Raw genomic sequence first — 17,807 nt, 5'->3', positions numbered from 1 at the left:
CAAGGTATCTGCGCAGGAAACCCCATGGGTTACGCGAGAATGACAATTCGCGACCTGTCCGCGGGCGCTCGTTCCTCGGGGCACGAGGGCTGGCTGCCGCGTCAGGTCTCCGGGAGGAGAGAGGAGCCCGATGCCCGCCAGACGGATCGTGCTCGCGTCGGGCTCGCCGCGCCGCCGCGAGCTGCTCGCGGCGATGGGGGTCCCGTTCGAGGTGCTGACCAGCGACGTCGACGAGACGGTCGCCGACCACGACGGCCCGGCGGACTTCGCGCTCCAGCTCGCGCGCCGCAAGGCCCACGCCGTGGCCGGCCGGGTGGCCGACGCGCTCGTCATCGGCGGGGACACCGTGGTCGAGCTCGACGGGACGATCTTCGGCAAGCCCGCCGACGAGGCCGCGGCGCTCGCTACGCTCGGCCAGCTGTCCGGGCGGGCGCATCGCGTCGTGACCGGGCTCGCCGTCCTCGACACCGCGACCGGCGTGCTTCGGCAGGAGGCTGCGACGTCCACGGTGCGGATGCGCGCGTTCGCCGACGACGAGATCAGGGCCTACGTCGCGTCCGGCGAGCCGTTCGACAAGGCCGGCGCCTACGCGGTCCAGGGGCTCGGTGGCCGGCTGGTGGCCGCCGTCGACGGGGACCTGGACAACGTCATCGGCCTGCCGACCAGGACGCTGCGCCGGCTGCTCGCCGGCTTCGGCGTCGAGGTCTCCGCGCCCCAGACCCCCGCGACCCAGGCCTGACCGGGGCCGGTCCGGTCAGCCGGCGGCGACCCAGGACTCGATCATCGTGCGGGCGATCGACATGCGGCCGGGCAGCAGCAGCTCACCGCCGTCGGCGGGCACGCCCCAGTCGCCGCGCCTCAGGGCCTCCACCAGATCGCCGCGGTGCAGCCACCTCGCCTCGGCGATCTCGTCGCCGTCCAGGCGGATCGGCTGCGCCGGGTCGGCGACGGCCTGGAAGCCCACCATGAGCGAGCGGGGGAACGGCCAGGCCTGGCTGCCCAGATAGCCGACGTCGCGGACGTCGACGCCGACCTCCTCGGCGATCTCCCGGGCGACGCAGGCCTCCAGCGACTCGCCTGCCTCGACGAAGCCCGCGAGCACCGACATCCGGCCGGCCGGCCAGGTGGTCTGGCGGGCGAGCAGCACCTGATCGGCCCCGTCGTGGACCAGGCAGATGATCGCCGGGTCCGTGCGGGGGAACTCCTCGTGGTTCTCCGCGGCGCACTCGCGCGCCCAGCCGGCCTTCGTCGGCCGGGTCGGCGAGCCGTCCCTGGCGCAGAACCGGGCCCGGTCGTGCCAGGTCAGCAGCGCGATCGCGGTCGTCAGCAGGGCGGCGTCCAGCGGCGCCAGCTCCCCGCCGACCGTGAACAGGCTCAGCCAGCGCGCGTCCCCCGCTGGCTCGGCCGGCTCGGCGCGTAGCGCCCAGTAGAGGACACCGTCGGCCTCGCCGAGCAGCACCGCGTCGGGCGGTGGCGTGTCACCGAGCTCGGCGGCCGGGCGGGTCACCAGCCGGGCCCGGCCCTCGCCCGCGTCTCCCAGCTCCCCGGGACGCCGGACCGCCGGGGGCGCCGGCAGCTCGACCGGGGTCCGCCCCGTGGCGTCGAGCACGACGACCTGGGCCTGGTCCCAGCCGGCCTGTTGGCGCGCGGTGTCCAGGCGCAGGAACTCGTCGCGGATGACGGTCGCGCTCGCCAGCGGAGGTGGGTCGACCAGCCCGAATGCCCGCGTGGGCTGCCATACGCGCTCTGCCGGATCGCTTGTTCGCTCAGTCGCCGCGGTCACCCGCGAATCGTCCCCCTCGGTGCCCGGCGACGGCTACTGCAGGTCGAGGATGTGACGCAGGATGTCGTCGGCGATCACGGCTGGTGCCTGCAACGGCCCGAAATGGCCCAGGTGAGCGTGCGAGGTCAGTGTCGCGGCAGGCAGCGCGGCGGCGAGCCCCGGCGCGAACGTGGCCGGCGGCACGACCGGCTCCGCCGCGCCCGCGGCGACGAGCACCGGGAGCTTCGCCGCCGCGACCGTCTCGTAGGTGATCCGCCCGCTCGCCTCGAACGTCAGCGCCTCGTGCTCCGGCAGGCAGCGCAGCGCGACCGTGCCGTCGGGCAGGTCGGCGAAGCCGTGCTCGACGTACGCGGCCAGCGTCTGCGCGGTCAGGTCGCCCAGCGGCGGGCGCGAGGAGTAACGCCACAGCGCCGCCGCCCGCGACGGGAACTCCGCCCGGCGCCGGCGCGCTCCACCGGCGAGCACGTTCGTGCCCGACGCCGGGGCTGGCGCCGCCGTGACGACCGGCTCGTAGAGGTAGGCCGAGGCGAACAGGCCCGGCCGATCGACCTCGGCCGCGAGCGCGACGGCACCGCCCATCGAGTGCCCGACGGCGTGCACCGTAGCCGCGCCCGTCGCCCGGATCGCCGCGACGGCGGCGGTCACCTCGGCCGTCCAGCGCCGCCAGTCGAAGTCCCCGTCCGCCGGCGGGGGGGTCTCGCCGTGGCCGGGGAAGTCCAGCGCCCACACGTGGGTGCGCGAGCCCAGCTGCCGGGCGAGCTGCCGGTAGGCCTGCCCGCAGAACCCGGTCGCGTGGCAGATGAGCACGGCCGGCCCGGCCCCCGGGTCGACCCCGCCGAGGTCGTGCAGGACGGCGGTTGTGCCGCGTTCGGTCGTCAGGCGCATACCCGACTTGCTATCAGGCCTCGTCCCGGCCAGGCGGGGGATGCGCAGGCTCGCCGGTCACATCGGCGCCGCAGGATTGTCGGCACCCGGTCTGACCCGGCAGGATCGGGACTCGTGGCTGAGCCTCGCCGACGGGCCCGCGAGCACGGCATCCCCTTCGACGGGACACCGGGACCGTTCAACGCGATCACCGACGTCCCGGGCGTCGAGGTCGGGTACTCGACGCTGATCAGCGGTGACGGGCCGCTTCGGGTTGGCGCCGGGCCGGTGCGGACCGGGGTCACCGCGATCCTGCCGGCCGGCCGCGACGGGATCGGCTCGGCCGTCGCCGCCGGCGTGCACGCGTTCAACGCCAACGGCGAGATGACGGGCAACGCCTGGCTGGTGGAGACCGGAAGCCTCTCGATGCCGGTCATGATCACCAATACCCACGCCATCGGCCCCTGCCACCGCGGCGTGATCGACTGGGTGGTCGCCAACCGGCCGGACCTGGCGCGCGGCTGGCTCCTCCCGGTGGTCGCCGAGACCTGGGACGGGTACCTAAACGACATCAACGGGGCGCACGTCACGCCGGCCCACGCCATCGCCGCGATCGACGCGGCGGTCGGCGGGCCGGTTCCCGAAGGTGCTGTCGGCGGTGGCACCGGAATGATGTGCTACGGCTTCAAAGGCGGCAGCGGCACCGCGTCCCGGGTCGTGCCCTACGGCCCGGACACCTACACCGTGGCCGCCTTCGTCCAGGCCAACTTCGGCCGCCGCGACGAGCTGCGGATCGCCGGTGTTCCGGTGGGTCGCCTGCTCGCCGACGTCGAAACCGACGCACACGGGTGGGACGGCGACTGGGCTGCGCCCCCCGGCGCCGGCAGCTGCATCGCGATCCTCGCGACCGACGCGCCGTTGCTGCCCGGCCAGTGCTCGTCGCTGGCCCGCCGTGCGCCACTGGGGCTCGCCCGCACCGGGACCACCGGCTCGCATTTCTCCGGCGACCTCGTCCTCGCCTTCTCCACCGCGAACCGCGGCGCCCTGACCAGCGCCTTCCCGACGGCGGACCCGACCGCCGACGACTACGCGACCCTGCGGTTCATCCCCTGGGGCCGGCTCGACGCCTTCTACGAGGCGGCGGTGCAGGCCGTCGAGGAAGCGGTCGTCAACGTCCTCACCACCGCCACCTCGCTGACGGGTCGCGACAACCACCATGCCCAGGCACTCCCGGTAGGCCAGGTCGAGCAGCTGCTGTCCCGTGGGTCGCGCTGAGGGTCAGCCGAAGGCGAGCCGGGCCGCCACGAACAGCATCGTGACGCCGATCGCCAGGTCGAGGACGCGCCAGGTCGCCGGGCCGGCCAACACGGTCGAGGCGAGGCGTGCGCCGTAACCGAGGCTGGCGAACCACACGATGCTCGCGAGGCCCGCCCCGACGGCGAACCACCATCGTCCCGTCGGTCCGTCCCGGCCGCCGACGGTGCCGAGTATCAGCACGGTGTCGAGGTAGACGTGCGGGTTCAGCCAGGTGAAGGCCGCGGCACGCGCGGCGACCGCGGTTCTACCGGCGGCCAGGTCCTGGCCGGCAGACCCAGGGCCACCGAGCGGACCTGGCGACTGCTGGCCACCCGCCGGGTTGGCGGGCGGGCGGGCGGCCCGCCGCAGCGAGGTGGCGGCGAACCACAGCATGAAGGCCACGCCCAGCCACCGGACGGCGACCAGCAGCGGCGCGGCGCGGGCCAGCAGGCCGGCGACGCCGCCGACCCCGGCCGTGATCAGGGCCAGGTCCGAGCCGGCGCAGATCAGGACGACCGTCCCGACCTGGTGGCGGGCAAGCCCCTGCTGCAGGACGTAAGCGTTCTGTGCCCCGATGGCGACGATCAGCGAGAACCCGGTCAGCAGACCGGTGGTGGCGGCGGCGAGCACGGCCGTCACGTTAGGTGGCGGACTGGCTGAAGGCCAACGAAAGATTCTTCAGAATCATTAGCATCACTTCATGGACCCGGAGCTGCCGCCCGCCCAGTTGGCGACGCTGGTCGCGATCGTCGAGCTGGGCAGCTTCGACGCGGCCGCCCGCGACCTGCACCTGACGCCGAGCGCCGTCAGCCAGCGGATCCGCGCACTGGAATCGGCCGCCGGACAGGTTCTCGTGCGACGGTCGCTGCCGTGTCGGCCCACCGCCGCCGGCGAGGCGCTGTTGCGGCTCGCGCGCCAGACCAGGCTGCTGCACGCCGAGGCCGTCGAGGCGCTCGGCGGCCGCCCGTCGGGGCGGGTCGAGCTGTCGGTGGCCGTCAACGCGGACTCGCTCGAGACCTGGTTCCGTGACGTCGTCGCCGAGGTCGCGCGCTGGGACGACGTCGTGCTGCGCCTGCACGTCGAGGACCAGGCGTTCTCCGCCGGTCTGCTGCGCGGCGGCGAGGCGCTCGCGGCGGTGACCAGCGACCCGGTCCCCGTCCAGGGCTGCCGGTGCGAGCCGCTCGGGACGTTGCGCTACCGCCCGGCCGCCACCCCGGAGTTCGCGGCCCGCTGGCGCGCGGACGGACCGCCCGACGGCGAGACGGCGTCCGCGGCGGCGCCGGCCACGGCGGACTACCGCTGGGACCGGATGCCGCTGGTCGTCTTCAACGAGAAGGACGGCCTCCAACACGAGCTACTGCGGGCGCGGGGGGTCCTCGCCGCTCCACCGGCGGCGCACCGGGTGCCGACCACGGCTGGCTTCCACGAGGCGGTCCGGGTCGGGCTCGGCTGGGGCATGCTGCCCGACGCACAGCTGAACGGTGACCTCGCAGCCGGGCGGCTCGTGACCCTGACCGACACCCACGTCGACGTCCCCCTCTTCTGGCAGCGCTGGCGCCTCGACTCCCCGCTGCTCGACCGGCTGACCGCCACGGTCACGGCGGCCGCGGCCCGGCACCTGCGCCGCGCGGGGCCGGGCGGGTGAGGCGGGACTGTGTCGCAGGCCATGGGTAAAACCCAGGCGGAGTCAGACACCCCGGCTCAACCTAGAAAAGGGGCGGTGCGCGCCGCCGAGCCGTCCGACCAGGAGCGACGTCATGACCACACCTGAGTACGCCCTGACCGAGCTGGCGCGCGAGAGCCGGATGGGAGGCGCCGGGACCGAGGCGACCGACCGGGAGATCCGGCGGATCTCGCTGCGGGACTTCGAGCGCAGGCGCGACGAGATCACCGGCGAGCTGTGGTCGGCCGCGGCCGACATCGGGTTCTTCCAGCTCGTCGACCACGGGATCGACCTCGCCGAGGTCGAGCGGGCCTTCGGCGCGGCCGAGACCCTGTTCGCCCTGCCGGACGAGGTCAAGGGTCAGTACGCGCTGCGGAAGGGCACCAACGCCGGCTGGGAGAAGCTCACCCAGATCCGCCCCTCGACCGGTACCCCGGACCAGAAGGAGTCCTACCAGGTCACCCGGCCGCGGATGGCCGGGCTGTGGCCGACCGACGCGGAGCTCGACGGCTTCGCCGCGACGATGCTCGGCTTCGAGCGGCGGTGTTGGGAGGTGGCGACGCTCGTGCTGTCCTGCTTCGCCGACCGGCTCGGCTTCCCGCGTGACTTCTTCACCGCCGCCCACGACCCGGCGGCGCCGACCTACCAGAGCACGCTGCGGCTGCTGCACTACTTCGCGGTGCCGCCCGAGGCCCAGGCGACGCCAGGGCTCTGGCGGGCCGGCGCGCACACCGACTTCGACTGCCTGACCCTGCTGTTCCAGCGCGAGGGCGAGGGTGGCCTGCAGGTCATGCCCGGCAAGGAGGCCGACGCCGAGCGGTGGACGTCGGTCCCGGCCACGGCGGACGCCATCACCTGCAACATCGGCGACATGCTGATGCGCTGGAGCGACGACGCGCTGCCCTCGACGTTCCACCGGGTGCGGCTACCGGTGCCCGGTGAGTACGCCGGGCCGCGCTACTCGCTGGCGTTCTTCGCCCAGGCCAACACCGACGTCGTCATCTCCAGCCCGTCCGGGCGCTATCCGGACATCACCGCGCGCGACTACCTTCTCCAGCGCATCCAGGCCAACTTCGGCTCCTGACCTGGCCGACGGGCTGGCCGCCTCTCACCCAGGCCAGGAAGGCGGGGTCAGCGGCCGGGCCGCAGTGCCGTCAGCAGATCCTGGTCGCCGAAGGCGTTGAGGCCGGGGCCGTCGAAGCCGGTCCGGCCCCAGATCGCCAGCAGCGCCGGGCCGGCGGGGCCACGCAGGCCCGCGTCCCCCTTCTCGTGCCCCTCGCTGACCTCGACCGAGTCACCGGCCAACGCGACCATCCACTCGCCGCTCGGTGTCGGCCGGGCGTCGGCGCTGTCCGCGACCGGCGGCGTCCCGGTGAACAGCGGGTCGGTGAGGTGGACGTGCGCCGTGCCCTCGGCGCGGGTGGTGAGCCCGGCCGCGCGGGCCGCCGGCAGCAGGACCCGCAGCACCTCGTCGATGCCGTCCGCGGCCAGCGCCGGATCGAGCTCGGGCGCGGGCCCGACCGCGTTGGCCGCGTCCCAGGCGTGGATCTGCAGCTCGTGGGTCAGCCGGCGCGGCCAGAAACCGGCGACCTGCGGCGAGTTCGTGAAGTTCCAGGCGGGAGCAGCCGGATCGACGGCCTGGAACGCCGCCAGGGTCGCGGCGAGTGAGGCCCGGTAGTGCGCCACCAGAGCCTCGTCCTGCGCCGGGGGCCGCTCGGTGAACGCCGGCGGGTCGACCACGCCGCGTGGCAGGTGCGCCGCGGTCGAGGCGAGCAGCCGGGCGACGTGGCTGACCAGCCGGCGGTTGTCCCACCCTGGGCAGGACGGCACGGGCGCGTCGAGGTTCCCGGCCGCGGCGGCGATGAGCGCCTCGGCCTGCGTCTGGAACATCGCGGGATAGTCCATGCCCTGGAGTCTCTCGGTTCGACCGCCCGAACGCACCAACCCGTCCGCTTCACCGCCTGGTCGGAGCGCTCGCCGGGATCGTCTGCGTTCGCCGGGATCGACCGGGGACGGGTCACGCGGGGTGGGCGGTTCCGGTGCCGGAGGGTTGCCCGCGCCCGGGGCGGGGGACGGAGCCGACACGGTCGTCACGGAACGTGACGTGCGGTCGAGGCGGTCGAGGCGCCGGGCGGGTGGAGACGGCCCGGCCGCTGGCACAGACCGCAAGCCTTCCAGCGGAAGCCGAGGTCCCGTGAACCAGCCAAGGCGCAACCAGGACGGCGGCCCCAACGGGGCCGGTGCGGGTGGGCCGCGTCGCCGGCGGCCCGGCCGGCCCAGGGCGTGGGCAGCGGCGCTGGCGATCGCCGTCGCGGGCGCCGCCGGGCCGGTTCCGGCGGCCGGCGCGGCCGAGCCGTCGACCCGCGTCGGCCGGCTCTCGGCCTGGCGGGCCTGCGGCGACGGCGTGCAGTGCGCGACGCTTCCCGTGCCGCTCGACTACGCGAACCCGGCGGCAGGCACGATCACCCTCGCGGTGGTGCGCCGGCCGGCCCGCGAGCCTGCCCGCCGGATCGGCTCGCTCGTCTACCTGGAGGGCGGGCCGGGCGTCTCGGGCGTCAACTCGATCAAGACGTACCCGCAGCTGTTCGACACCGTGGTCGGTGACCGGTTCGACATCGTCGGGTTCGACCAGCGGGGTGTCGGCGCGAGCGCGCCGGTCCGATGCCTGACCGACGCCCAGAAGGCCACGGAGCTCACCGACGTCCTGGTGGGCGTGCGGGCGCGCCGGGCCGTCCCGGGATCGACGGAGGGGAGTGTGCCCGCCGGGTTCAACGGGACGGCTGCGTCGGACCGGGGGGTCGCCGAGGGCTGCGAGCGCTGGAGCGCCAAGATGCTGCCCTACCTGTCGACGGCCGCGGCGGCCCGCGATGTGGACGTGCTGCGCGCCGCGCTCGGCGAACGACGGCTCACCGCGTACGGCGCCTCGTACGGGTCGGAGCTGGGCGCCACCTACGCCGCGCTGTTCCCGACCCACCTGCGTGCCCTGGCGCTCGACGCGGTGGTCGACCCGAGGATGTCGACCACGGACCCCTTCGCGGAGACCCTGCTGCAGGCCAAGGCCTTCGACGCCGCGCTCGACGCCTTCCTCACCGCCTGCGCCCGCGCCACCACCTGCCCCTTCGGCGACGGCGACCCGTTCGGCCACTACGACCGGCTCGTCGCCCGGATCGCGAAACACCCGATCTACGCCCAGGGCAAGGACGTCGACACCACCCGTCCGGTCGACAGCGGCGTGCTGACATCCGCCGTCCTGCAGCTGCTGTACAGCCAGCAGCAGTGGCCGATCCTGGCGCTGGCGCTCGGGCTGGCCGACACGGCGAACGACGGCTCGGTGCTGCTGTCGCTGGTCGACCAGCAGTCCGGCCGGCGGCCCGATGGCAGCTACGACAACTCGTTCGACGCCAACACCGCGATCAACTGTGCCGACCAGAGCTACCCGACGGACCTCGTGGCCTACCGACGCTTCGCGGCGAAGCTCGCCATCGAGGCGCCCCGGATCGGCTACACGCTGGCCCTCGGCGGGCTGACCTGCGCCTTCTGGAAGGTCCGGGCGGCCTCCCGCTACACCGGGCCCTTCCTGGCCAAGGGCGCCCCGCCGATCCTGCTGGTCGGCACCACCGGCGACCCGGTGACGCCGTACCCGGAGGCGCGCTCGCTCGCGTCCCAGCTGTCCAGCGGCGTGCTGCTGACGTGGCGGTCGTACACACACGGCGCCTATGAGGGACCGAGTACGTGCGTCCATGACGCGGTGGATGACTACCTGGTGAATCTCGTCGTGCCGAAGCCTGGCACGGTCTGCTCCTGAGGGGCGACCCGCTAGACTCGGGACCGAGTCGCGACTGGCGTGCTGGGGTGGAATCAACCACCGGGAAGCGACCGATCGGCGAGGCACCGTGCGCCTGGGTGCCGCCGAAGCGGCACCTGCTATCTGGTGCCGTCGGCCGGACGACTCCTGCCCACAGCGCGATCGTCCGCCGGTGGCCCACGCGAACCGACATTCCGGCCAGGCACCGCTGGCGGGACCGGCCGTGTGGGCGCGGGCGGACCGGGCAGCCACTTCCTGGAGGTCTTCCCATGCACCAGCCATCGATCCGCGACCTGGCCAACGCCGACCCGGAGATCGCGAACCTGGTCGAGTCCGAGGCGCGCCGCCAGTACGAGAAGATTCGCCTGATCGCGTCGGAGAACTACGTCTCGAACGCGGTTCTCGAGGCGAGCGGCACGGTCCTGACGAACAAGTACTCCGAGGGCTACGTCGGCAAGCGCTACTACGAGGGCCAGCAGTTCATCGACCCGATCGAGACGCTCGCGATCGATCGGGCCAAGGCGCTGTTCGGCGTCGAGCACGCCAACGTCCAGCCCTACTCGGGCTCGCCGGCCAACCTGGCCGTCTACCTGGCCTTCCTGCAGCCCGGCGACACCGTGATGGGCATGGCGCTGCCGATGGGCGGCCACCTCACCCACGGCTGGTCGGTCTCCGCCACCGGCAAGTGGTTCCGCAGCGTCAAGTACGGCGTCCGCCAGGACACCGGCCGGGTCGACCTGGACGAGGTCCGCCAGGTAGCCCTCGCCGAGCGCCCGAAGGTCATCTTCTGCGGCGGCACCGCGATCCCGCGGACGATCGACTACCCGGCGTTCGCCGAGATCGCGGCTGAGGTCGACGCCGTCCTCGTCGCGGACATCGCGCACATCGCCGGCCTGATCGCCGGCGGCGCCCACCCGTCGCCGGTCGGCCACGCCCCGGTCATCTCGACCACCACGCACAAGACGCTGCGCGGCCCACGCGGCGCGATGCTGATGTCCGACGCCGCGCACGCCGCGCCGCTGGACAAGGCGGTCTTCCCCGGCCTGCAGGGCGGCCCGCACAACCACACCACCGCGGCGATCGCGGTCGCGCTGCGCGAGGCGGCGACCGCCGAGTTCAGCGCCTACGCCCACCAGATCGTCACGAACGCCGCCGCGCTGGCCGGCGCGCTCGCCGACCGTGGCTTCGACCTGGTGTCCGGCGGCACCGACAACCACCTGATCCTGGTCGACCTCACCAGCAAGGGCATCGGCGGCAAGCCCGCGGCCCAGGCGCTCGACCGGGCCGGCATCGAGCTGAACTACAACACCGTCCCGTACGACACCCGCAAGCCGTTCGACCCGTCCGGCCTGCGGCTCGGCACCGCCGCGGTCACCACCCGCGGCATGGGGCCGGAGCAGATGGTCCAGATCGCCGCGTGGATGGACCAGGCCGTCAAGGCCGCGGCCGACGGCGACGAGGCCGTCCTGGCCCAGATCGCCGGCGAGGTCCGCGACCTCACCGCGAACTACCCGATGCCCGGCTGGGTCTGACCCACCGCGGGGCGGTTGCCCTACCTTGATCGATCCGGCCGCCGGGCCCACCCGCGGCCGGACTCGTCACCGGCCGTCGGCCGGACTCGCGTCCCTGGTCAGCGAGAGACCGTCGGATGCTCTCTGCCCGCGAGGACCCGACGTCGGTAGGACGTCGGCGTTTCGCCCGTGTGCCGCCTGAACGCGCGGGTGAACGCGCTGACACTTCCGAAGCCGACTCGGGTCGCCGTTTCCAGGACGGTCGGGCCCGGCTCGGCCAGGATGGCCATGGCCCGCATGAGTCGGCTCTGCAGGAGATAGTCGCGCCAGGCCATTCCCGTGACGGCCGAGAAAGCCCGCCTCAGCGACCGGTCTGATACTCCGATGGCGCGGCAGACGTCGAAAAGCTCCACCTGGTCCAGATGGGCATTCGTGTAGTCCATGGCCGCGCTGACCACGGGATCGGTCGTGGTGGGCAGGCTGAGTGGGATCTCGTGGTCGAGCCACTCGAACACCAGAGTGGCCAGCACCTCGAAGTAGGCGTCCGCCGTCGCGTCACCGGACGACCGGCTGATCGGCCAGCGCTCGCCGTAGATCATCATTTCGCGAATGACGGGCGCGGCGGCCAGGGTCCTGGCCCGGTCGTGCGTCCCGGGAACCATGGCGGGGTCGAAGAAGACCGCCACTGTCTTGACTCTCGTCAGGGTGGGGCAATGAGCCACGCCCGCGGGTATCCACATTGCCTGCTGGGGCGGGAGCAGGAACCGGGCCGACTCGGTCTCGACCTCCGCGACACCCTCGATCGCGTACTCCACCTCGTGGAAATGATGAGTGTGCCAGCCCGTGACGACGTCCTCGCCGATGTCGAATCGGTAGGTGCCGGCCCGGACGTCCGAACCCCGCCGCATGTCGATCTGTTTGGCGGCGGTCGGCGGTACGAAGGCGGTCACGTCCGGAACTCTAGGACACGCGTACACCGACGTCCTCCCGCCAGCGGGGCATGGCGTCAGAGGGTCATAACGGCGGAGGGTCATGGCGGCAGAGGGTCATGGCGGCAGAGGGTCGTGACGACGCAGGTTCCTGCTGGCACAGCGTCGTGGCCGGGCGGGAGCGGTCGGCGCTGCCTGGCGACGCGGCTTGGCCGGCGGAGTCGAATCTCTGGCCGCCAGCGCGGCGACGGGAGGCATCCGCGACTCACACACTGTGGACGGACGAAGCCTTCCGCGCCTGTAAAGGACTGCCATGTCCGCAACGTTCACCGACACCAATGATCTCGGCTGGGAAGCGGTTCCCGATGCCTGGCGGGGAAAGCCGGCAGAGGGCGAGCCAGGAGTGCGTTTCAAGCGGTTCCAGACCGGATCTCCAATCGTGCCGCTCGCGATGTTGGTCGAGTACGAACCCGGGCACCACGAGCGTGAGCACAGCCACCCGGAGAGCGAGTTCTTCTTCATGCTGGAAGGCGAGATGCGGGTACTCGATCAGAGTGTCGTTCCCGGAACGCTCGTTTTCATCGCGGCCCGGTCTTCGTATTCCATCACGACCGGCACCGCGGGAGCGCGCTTCCTGAGGCTCCAGCACGCGTCCTGAAATGGTCCGCACCGTCAGCTCGTTCCACATGTACTGTCCCGGCGAAGGAGTCTCCCTTGACCGATAAAGTCGTCGCTTCAGGCCCAGCCGTCTTCCACCGCACGGTCGACGTCGGGGGTATTCGTATCTTCTACCGTGAGTCGGGCGACCCGGACCGGCCCACGATAGTGCTGTTCCACGGGTTCCCCTCCTCGTCATCGATGTACCGCAACCTGATCCCACTGCTCGCCCCGCACTTCCACGTGCTCGCTCCCGACTATCCAGGAAGCGGTAACAGCGAGTTCCCCGTCGAGGACAAATGGGTTCCCTCATTCGCCAACCTGGCCGACGTCATGGAGCAGTGGGTCGAGAAGGTCGGTCTCGACCGGTTCATCTTCTACATGCAGGACTTCGGCGGCCCGGTCGGCTTCCGCCTCGCGGTGAAGCATCCGGACTGGGTCGCCGGGCTGGTGGTCCAGAACGCCAACCTCTTTCTGGAAGGGTTCCCACCCCAGCAGGCCGCCGCGCCCGGCGACGGGGGCGAGGCCGACCAGGAGTCCACCGCCGACAAGACCGTCACCGTCGAGTTCGCGAAGTTCCTCTACCAGACCGGGGCCCGCAATCCGGAACTGTTGAGCCCCGACGCCTGGAACCTCGACGCCTACGCGCTCACCCACCCGGACTCCGTGCGGATCCAGCGCGCGCTGATCACGGACTACCCCACGAACATCGCGCGGTATCCGGCCTGGCAGGCCTACCTGCGGGAGCTTCAGCCGAGGACCCTGATCGTCTGGGGCAGGAACGACCAGTTCTTCGTCCCCGCCGGCGCCGAGGCGATCCACCAGACGGTCACCGAGTCCGAGCTGCGCTTCTTCGACACCAGCCACTTCGCCCTCGAAGAGGACCTCGTCCCGATCGCCCAGGCCATCGTCGACTTCCACAGCACGCCCCTGGACTGAGACCAGGGTTCCGGGTCGGTTCGGCCTGCAGCGCGAGACCTTGATCGGGGTTTCGGCCCTCGGGTGGTCGTGACGAGGCTGTTTCCACGACCACCCGAGGGCCGAAACGGCGATCATGACAGGAGGCGGCGCCGGCAGGGGGCCCCGGCAGGCGGTCAGGGGCGGGCTACGGCCTTGGTGCGCATGAGGAACTCGCCGAGGTAGGCGTCGTGTGGGACGTCCGGGCGCATCCAGTAGGTCGGGGTGTCCCCGAGGTAGACGTTGCTGATTGTCGGGTCGTCCACCAGGCGGTCGACCAGCTCGGCGTCGTCGGTGAGCGCGGTGAGCACCAGCGTGTCGCGCAGCGGCCCGACCCCGTCGGCCGCCGACCACGGGGCCACCCAGACGCACGGGAAGCCGAGCTCGATGCCGGTCTGCGGGGCGTCGGGGCGGTCGACCTGGAAGACGGCCGGCCGCAGCGCGGCGCCGCCGTCGGGCAGCGGGTCGACGATCCCAGCTCCGCCGAGGCGCGGGGTCGCGTCGCCCGCGTGGTCGAGCAGGTACTTCTCGATCGCCCGGGCCTGGGCGAGCGGCTGGATGGGCAGCACCGCCCGCTCGTCCGTCGAGGGCAGGGTCGGCAGCGCCCCGAGCCGTTCGGCGAGTGCCTCGGCCAACGACGTCGGGTCGCCGTCGACGAAGACCGCGGTCGCGTTCACGCACGCCGTGCCACCCCCGGCGGCGACCGAGTCGGCGATCATGTCGAGGTGCGGGCGCCAGTCGCCGCCGGCGACGAGGATCTTCGAACGGCCCGGGCCCTGCGGCAGGACCGAGCTGTCGGCGGCGTACTTGCGGACCACGTCGTCGCCGCCGTAGGCCATCGACAGGTCGGCCTCGCGCAGGATGTCGTCGGCCACGGTGTGGTCGGTCGGCAGCAGCACCACCTGGTCGGCGCCGAAGCCCGCGTCGCGCAGCGCGCTGATCAGCCGGAACGGAGTCAGTGGTTCGCGGCGCGACGGCCGGACGGCGACCCGGTACCCGAGCGCCAGCGCCTCCGGCCACAGCGCATGCACGGCGGGGTGGTTGCCGGCGGCGTGGACCCCGAACACGTCCCCGCGCCGGGTCCAGACGGCTCGCCCGTACCTGGTCGCCGGGTCCCGCCAGCTCTCGACGGCGGCGGTCGGCCGGGCACAGCCGGCGTCCGGGCCGGCTCCGGTGAGGCTGCGCGCGATCTGCTTCGCGGCCTCGCGCACGACCGCGATCGGCATCCCACAGATCCGGCTGACCAGCCGCGCGTAGTCCTCGGTCGAGAGCCCGGCCGGCGTCCCGCGCTCGAACGCCGCGCCCGCGCGGGCAAGCGCCGCCAGCCGCTCCTCGTACGGCATCGTCGACGCCCGGCGCAGCGCTGCCATGGCCCGGTGGACGAAGACCCTGGGCACCAGACTCAGCTCGGCGACCGGCGTCCCGGCCACGTCGTTGATCGTCAGTGGCTCCCCGGACCGGAAGGGCCCGTTCGGCCCGAGCGCGTCCAGCTGGAACAGGCCGGCGGCGGTCATCAGTACACCCCCTCGATGACGGTCCCGCCGCCGAACTCCTGGAGCGGCGCGACGTCGGCGACCGAGTCGCCGATCTGGATGGACCCCGGCACGGGCTCGACGCGGGTGGCCTCGTCGCGCTCCAGGTTGTTCGGCAGCAGCGCGGACCGGCTGACGTGGTTCATCACGACCTGCCCGCGGGCGCCGTACTCGACCGGCCGGCCGGTGTCCGGCTCGACCACCGAGAAGGTGATGTAGGGCGACGGCGGGTCGAACACGCACCGGTCCTGTGCCGTGAGCCCGAGGCGCTCGGCCGCGGCGCCGAGGATCATCGTGCTGCCGTAGCGGCCGTAGAGCGCGACCTCGGGAAAGATCTCGGTCATGTACAGGTAGCGGCTGTCCGCGTCGAGGTGCGCGCCACCCCATTCGATGATCCGCACCTTGGCGTTGACGAGCTCCACCAGGTCCTCGCGGCGGGCCAGTCGCTCCAGCAGCGGTGGTGTGATGACCAGGACCCGGATGTCCTGGGTCGTCAGCACGTGCCTGGCCTGGTCGACGAGGTGCTCGGCGTACCGGTCGGCCTCCTCGGCGCGGCCCTCGGCGATGGACCGCTTCACCCAGCGCGGGTCGAGGTCGATCGTGAACCTCATCCGCCCGTGCCGGCGCACGGCCCGCTCCAGGAAGGCGCCGAACATGTGCGGACCGCTCGGCGTCACCGTGAGCCAGTCGACACCGGTGGGATAGCCGCGGGCCGTCATGTCGGCCGCGAGGTAGTCGTTCAGCCAGTCCATCCAGTCGTCGAGGAAGACGACTCGCTTGGGAGCCCCGGTCGTGCCGCCGCTGTCGTACACCCCGGTGATCCCCGGGTCCGGGCCGTAGCCGCGGGGGATGAGGTCATGGGCCGGGATCTCGCGCAGCAGGTCGACCAGGTTGGGGAACTTCGCGAGGTCGGCGACGCTGTGCACGTCGCGCCTCGGGTCGAAGCCCAGCTGGTCGGCCACCCGCAGCCAGAACGGCGAGCCGGTGGCCGGGTCGAAGTGCCAACGCATCGCGGCCTCGATGAACTCGCCTTCCGGTACCGGTTCGCCCGGCCGGTGGTCGAGCACCGGCTCAGGCAGCCGCACCCCCAGATCGGTGAGCCCTGCCATCACTCGTCGCCCCCGTTCGTCATGTCCATGTCCTCCTGGTCGGTTGGATCGGTCGTCCTGGCCCGGTATCGCCCTGGACCTGGTGGGTGGCGACGCTCAGCCGTGACCCAGCCAGCCGTGAAGTAAGCCGCCCCGGCGCCCGGCGGCGGCGCCCGGCCGATCGGCGGGTGACGAGAGTGGGCCGGCCGGCACCTCCGCGACCAACAGGGCGACGTCGTCCTGCAGGGCGGAGCCGGTCCAGTGCTGGACCGCGTCCACCAGCCGCGCGAGGTTCTCGTCGAGCGACCCGGCCCGGCCGAGCGCGCGCTCGACGGCGGGCAGCAGCGGGAAGAACGCGCGGGTCCTGGGTTCCCGCGCCTCGGCGATGCCGTCGGTGTAGAAGAGCAGTCGGTCGCCAGGACGGACTGGCACCGTGAAGGTGCTCGCGGAGCGTGCACCCAGCCCGAGGGGCGGCTGGCGCTCCGGAGGGGCGAGGAGCCGGGCGAGGCCGTCGCGGACCAGCACCGGGTCGGGATGTCCGGCGTTGACGAGCGTGAGCGAGTCCGGCCCGAACTCGGCGACGATGCCGGTCACGAAGTCGTCGAGCCCGGCCACCGAGGCGACCTCGGCGTCGAGGTCCGGGACGATCGCGCGGACGTCGGCCCGCATGCGGGCGACCACCCGGAAACAGCCCAGCACCCGGCTCGCGAGCCGGACCGCGTCGAGGCCCTTGCCGCGGGCGTCGCCGAGCATCAGCCGGGTTCCCCAGGGACTGTCGATCATCTCGTACAGGTCGCCGCCGACCGACGCTTCGGTCGCGGCGCTCTCGTAGCGGACGGCCAGGCGCAGGCCGGCGGCGGAGGTCGCCGGCAGGTCCGAGAGGATCGCGCGTTGCGCCGTGTCGGCGACCTGGGTGATGTTCGCGAGCTTCGTCTCGCGCCCCGTGTTGTAGCGGCTGGCGAGGACCGCCATCGCACCGCCGACGAGGATTCCCACGATGCGGGCGGTCAGCGCCCCCAGCCCGCCGTGCGCCGGATCCCACAGGTGCTCCCACCAGATCGAGAAGCCACCCGCGGCGAGGGCGAGACCGGCGAAGACCGAGGTCACCCGAGGGCCGGCTAGGTTCGCGGCCACCATGGGGACCAGCACGGTGTACCCGATGTAGGTCCACGTCCGGTTGCTGAGCTCGACGCCCATCACGGCGACCAGCGTCAACAGCGGGAGCAGGACGGCCCGCCACCGATGCCAGACCGATGGCCGAGGCTCGGCCGTCGACGCGGCAGGCAGGGCGGTTGCTGCAGGCAGGATGGGTGCGGCAGCCCGGGTGGGTGTGGCAGACGGACTGGGAGTGGCAGGCGGCGTGCGTGTGGCAGCCCGGGTGGGTGTGGCAGGCAGAGCGGGTGTGGCAGGCAGCGCGGGTGCGGGAGCACGGGTGGACACGGCGGGCCCGGCGGGCCCGGTGGGGCGGGTCTGGCGGGCTCGGGTGGTCTTCGGCGTCGCGGTCCCGGGCCGCTGACGGCGAGCAACGGCGGCCGCCAGCGGGTCCGGCGGATGCGCCGGCCAGGCGGACCCGTCGGGTGCGGGGTCGTGGCGCGCCGCGGCTGGCGATCGTCCGCCCTGCCCGTGCCGGGCCGAGGGACTCTCACGCATAACCTCGCCCCTACCCGACCCGCGATCCTGGTAACCGAAAGTAGTCACCGGGTGCGGGTCCCGGCCGCGCTC

At 72.9% G+C, this 17,807-nt stretch carries 16 protein-coding genes and 1 riboswitch; of the genes, 8 read left to right on the top strand and 8 right to left on the bottom strand.

Annotated features, from left to right (window positions below; genetic code table 11):
* The first annotated feature begins 130 nt into the window (after positions 1-130).
* The gene (locus I6A60_RS22395; RefSeq protein ID WP_203019898.1) at positions 131-739 is read left to right on the top strand and encodes a nucleoside triphosphate pyrophosphatase; all 609 of its coding nucleotides are present in this window, start codon (positions 131-133) and stop codon (positions 737-739) included.
* Positions 740-754: 15 nt separating this feature from the next.
* Here the strand turns inward: I6A60_RS22395 and nudC are convergent, their stop codons facing one another.
* Positions 755-1,783, bottom strand: coding sequence for an NAD(+) diphosphatase (gene nudC, locus I6A60_RS22390; protein WP_203019892.1), 1,029 nt, complete (start codon positions 1,781-1,783; stop codon positions 755-757).
* Between the two features lie 33 nt (positions 1,784-1,816).
* Positions 1,817-2,668 (bottom strand): alpha/beta fold hydrolase, encoded by an 852-nt coding sequence (locus tag I6A60_RS22385; protein ID WP_203019890.1) that lies wholly within the window; start codon positions 2,666-2,668, stop codon positions 1,817-1,819.
* Between the two features lie 114 nt (positions 2,669-2,782).
* Here I6A60_RS22385 and I6A60_RS22380 point away from each other — a divergent pair, with 114 nt between their 5' ends.
* Positions 2,783-3,922 (top strand): P1 family peptidase, encoded by a 1,140-nt coding sequence (locus I6A60_RS22380; protein WP_203019888.1) that lies wholly within the window; start codon positions 2,783-2,785, stop codon positions 3,920-3,922.
* Positions 3,923-3,925: 3 nt separating this feature from the next.
* On the opposite strand, the gene I6A60_RS22375 is transcribed toward I6A60_RS22380, so the two are convergent.
* Positions 3,926-4,582, bottom strand: a complete 657-nt coding sequence (locus tag I6A60_RS22375; RefSeq protein WP_203019886.1) for a LysE/ArgO family amino acid transporter — start codon at positions 4,580-4,582, stop codon at positions 3,926-3,928.
* A 61-nt stretch (positions 4,583-4,643) separates the two neighbouring features.
* Here I6A60_RS22375 and I6A60_RS22370 point away from each other — a divergent pair, with 61 nt between their 5' ends.
* The gene (locus tag I6A60_RS22370) at positions 4,644-5,588 is read left to right on the top strand and encodes a LysR family transcriptional regulator ArgP (RefSeq protein ID WP_203019884.1); all 945 of its coding nucleotides are present in this window, start codon (positions 4,644-4,646) and stop codon (positions 5,586-5,588) included.
* Between the two features lie 112 nt (positions 5,589-5,700).
* Complete coding sequence (locus I6A60_RS22365; RefSeq protein ID WP_203019882.1) at positions 5,701-6,690, top strand: isopenicillin N synthase family oxygenase; 990 nt, start codon at positions 5,701-5,703, stop codon at positions 6,688-6,690.
* Positions 6,691-6,737: 47 nt separating this feature from the next.
* Here the strand turns inward: I6A60_RS22365 and I6A60_RS22360 are convergent, their stop codons facing one another.
* Positions 6,738-7,511, bottom strand: coding sequence for a maleylpyruvate isomerase family mycothiol-dependent enzyme (locus I6A60_RS22360; protein ID WP_203019880.1), 774 nt, complete (start codon positions 7,509-7,511; stop codon positions 6,738-6,740).
* A 289-nt stretch (positions 7,512-7,800) separates the two neighbouring features.
* Here I6A60_RS22360 and I6A60_RS22355 point away from each other — a divergent pair, with 289 nt between their 5' ends.
* Entirely contained in the window at positions 7,801-9,411 is a 1,611-nt protein-coding gene (locus I6A60_RS22355; RefSeq protein WP_203042309.1) for an alpha/beta hydrolase, read from the top strand.
* A 20-nt stretch (positions 9,412-9,431) separates the two neighbouring features.
* Positions 9,432-9,518: riboswitch (ZMP/ZTP riboswitch) on the top strand.
* 162 nt (positions 9,519-9,680) lie between these two features.
* Positions 9,681-10,943 (top strand): serine hydroxymethyltransferase, encoded by a 1,263-nt coding sequence (gene glyA, locus I6A60_RS22350; RefSeq protein WP_203019868.1) that lies wholly within the window; start codon positions 9,681-9,683, stop codon positions 10,941-10,943.
* A gap of 98 nt (positions 10,944-11,041) precedes the next feature.
* Here the strand turns inward: glyA and I6A60_RS22345 are convergent, their stop codons facing one another.
* Positions 11,042-11,899 (bottom strand): helix-turn-helix transcriptional regulator, encoded by an 858-nt coding sequence (locus tag I6A60_RS22345; RefSeq protein WP_203019866.1) that lies wholly within the window; start codon positions 11,897-11,899, stop codon positions 11,042-11,044.
* 265 nt (positions 11,900-12,164) lie between these two features.
* On the opposite strand from I6A60_RS22345, the gene I6A60_RS22340 reads away from it, so the two are divergent.
* Positions 12,165-12,509, top strand: coding sequence for a cupin domain-containing protein (locus I6A60_RS22340; RefSeq protein WP_203019863.1), 345 nt, complete (start codon positions 12,165-12,167; stop codon positions 12,507-12,509).
* Positions 12,510-12,565: 56 nt separating this feature from the next.
* Positions 12,566-13,447 carry an alpha/beta fold hydrolase gene (locus I6A60_RS22335; RefSeq protein ID WP_203019854.1) on the top strand — a complete coding sequence of 294 codons (882 nt, stop codon included), beginning with the start codon at positions 12,566-12,568 and terminating at the stop codon, positions 13,445-13,447.
* 155 nt (positions 13,448-13,602) lie between these two features.
* Here the strand turns inward: I6A60_RS22335 and I6A60_RS22330 are convergent, their stop codons facing one another.
* The 3 genes from I6A60_RS22330 to I6A60_RS22320 form a co-directional block, all read right to left on the bottom strand.
* Entirely contained in the window at positions 13,603-14,979 is a 1,377-nt protein-coding gene (locus I6A60_RS22330; protein WP_203022145.1) for an aldehyde dehydrogenase family protein, read from the bottom strand.
* Positions 14,979-16,106: a phenazine antibiotic biosynthesis protein gene (locus I6A60_RS22325; RefSeq protein WP_203022144.1), complete on the bottom strand. Its 1,128-nt coding sequence runs from the start codon at positions 16,104-16,106 to the stop codon at positions 14,979-14,981. The genes I6A60_RS22330 and I6A60_RS22325 overlap by 1 nt, the downstream gene beginning before the upstream one ends.
* Before the next feature lie 96 nt (positions 16,107-16,202).
* Entirely contained in the window at positions 16,203-17,300 is a 1,098-nt protein-coding gene (locus I6A60_RS22320) for a PP2C family protein-serine/threonine phosphatase (RefSeq protein ID WP_238435982.1), read from the bottom strand.
* Between the last annotated feature and the right edge of the window lie 507 nt (positions 17,301-17,807).

It is taken from the genome of Frankia sp. AgB1.9 (assembly GCF_016786355.1).
Lineage (GTDB): Bacteria > Actinomycetota > Actinomycetes > Frankiales > Frankiaceae > Pseudofrankia.
The sequence above is the reverse complement of the archived record's forward strand: the minus strand, read 5'-3'. Positions and strand labels throughout refer to the sequence as shown.

Excerpts from the sequence above, each read along its gene's own strand:
- I6A60_RS22385 (WP_203019890.1), bottom strand. The coding sequence starts at position 2,668 with ATGCGCCTGACGACCGAACGCGGCACAACCGCCGTCCTGCACGACCTC.
- I6A60_RS22325 (WP_203022144.1), bottom strand. The coding sequence starts at position 16,106 with ATGGCAGGGCTCACCGATCTGGGGGTGCGGCTGCCTGAGCCGGTGCTC.
- glyA (WP_203019868.1), top strand. The coding sequence starts at position 9,681 with ATGCACCAGCCATCGATCCGCGACCTGGCCAACGCCGACCCGGAGATC.
- I6A60_RS22370 (WP_203019884.1), top strand. The coding sequence starts at position 4,644 with ATGGACCCGGAGCTGCCGCCCGCCCAGTTGGCGACGCTGGTCGCGATC.
- I6A60_RS22360 (WP_203019880.1), bottom strand. The coding sequence starts at position 7,511 with ATGGACTATCCCGCGATGTTCCAGACGCAGGCCGAGGCGCTCATCGCC.
- I6A60_RS22340 (WP_203019863.1), top strand. The coding sequence starts at position 12,165 with ATGTCCGCAACGTTCACCGACACCAATGATCTCGGCTGGGAAGCGGTT.
- I6A60_RS22365 (WP_203019882.1), top strand. The coding sequence starts at position 5,701 with ATGACCACACCTGAGTACGCCCTGACCGAGCTGGCGCGCGAGAGCCGG.
- I6A60_RS22330 (WP_203022145.1), bottom strand. The coding sequence starts at position 14,979 with ATGACCGCCGCCGGCCTGTTCCAGCTGGACGCGCTCGGGCCGAACGGG.
- I6A60_RS22395 (WP_203019898.1), top strand. The coding sequence starts at position 131 with ATGCCCGCCAGACGGATCGTGCTCGCGTCGGGCTCGCCGCGCCGCCGC.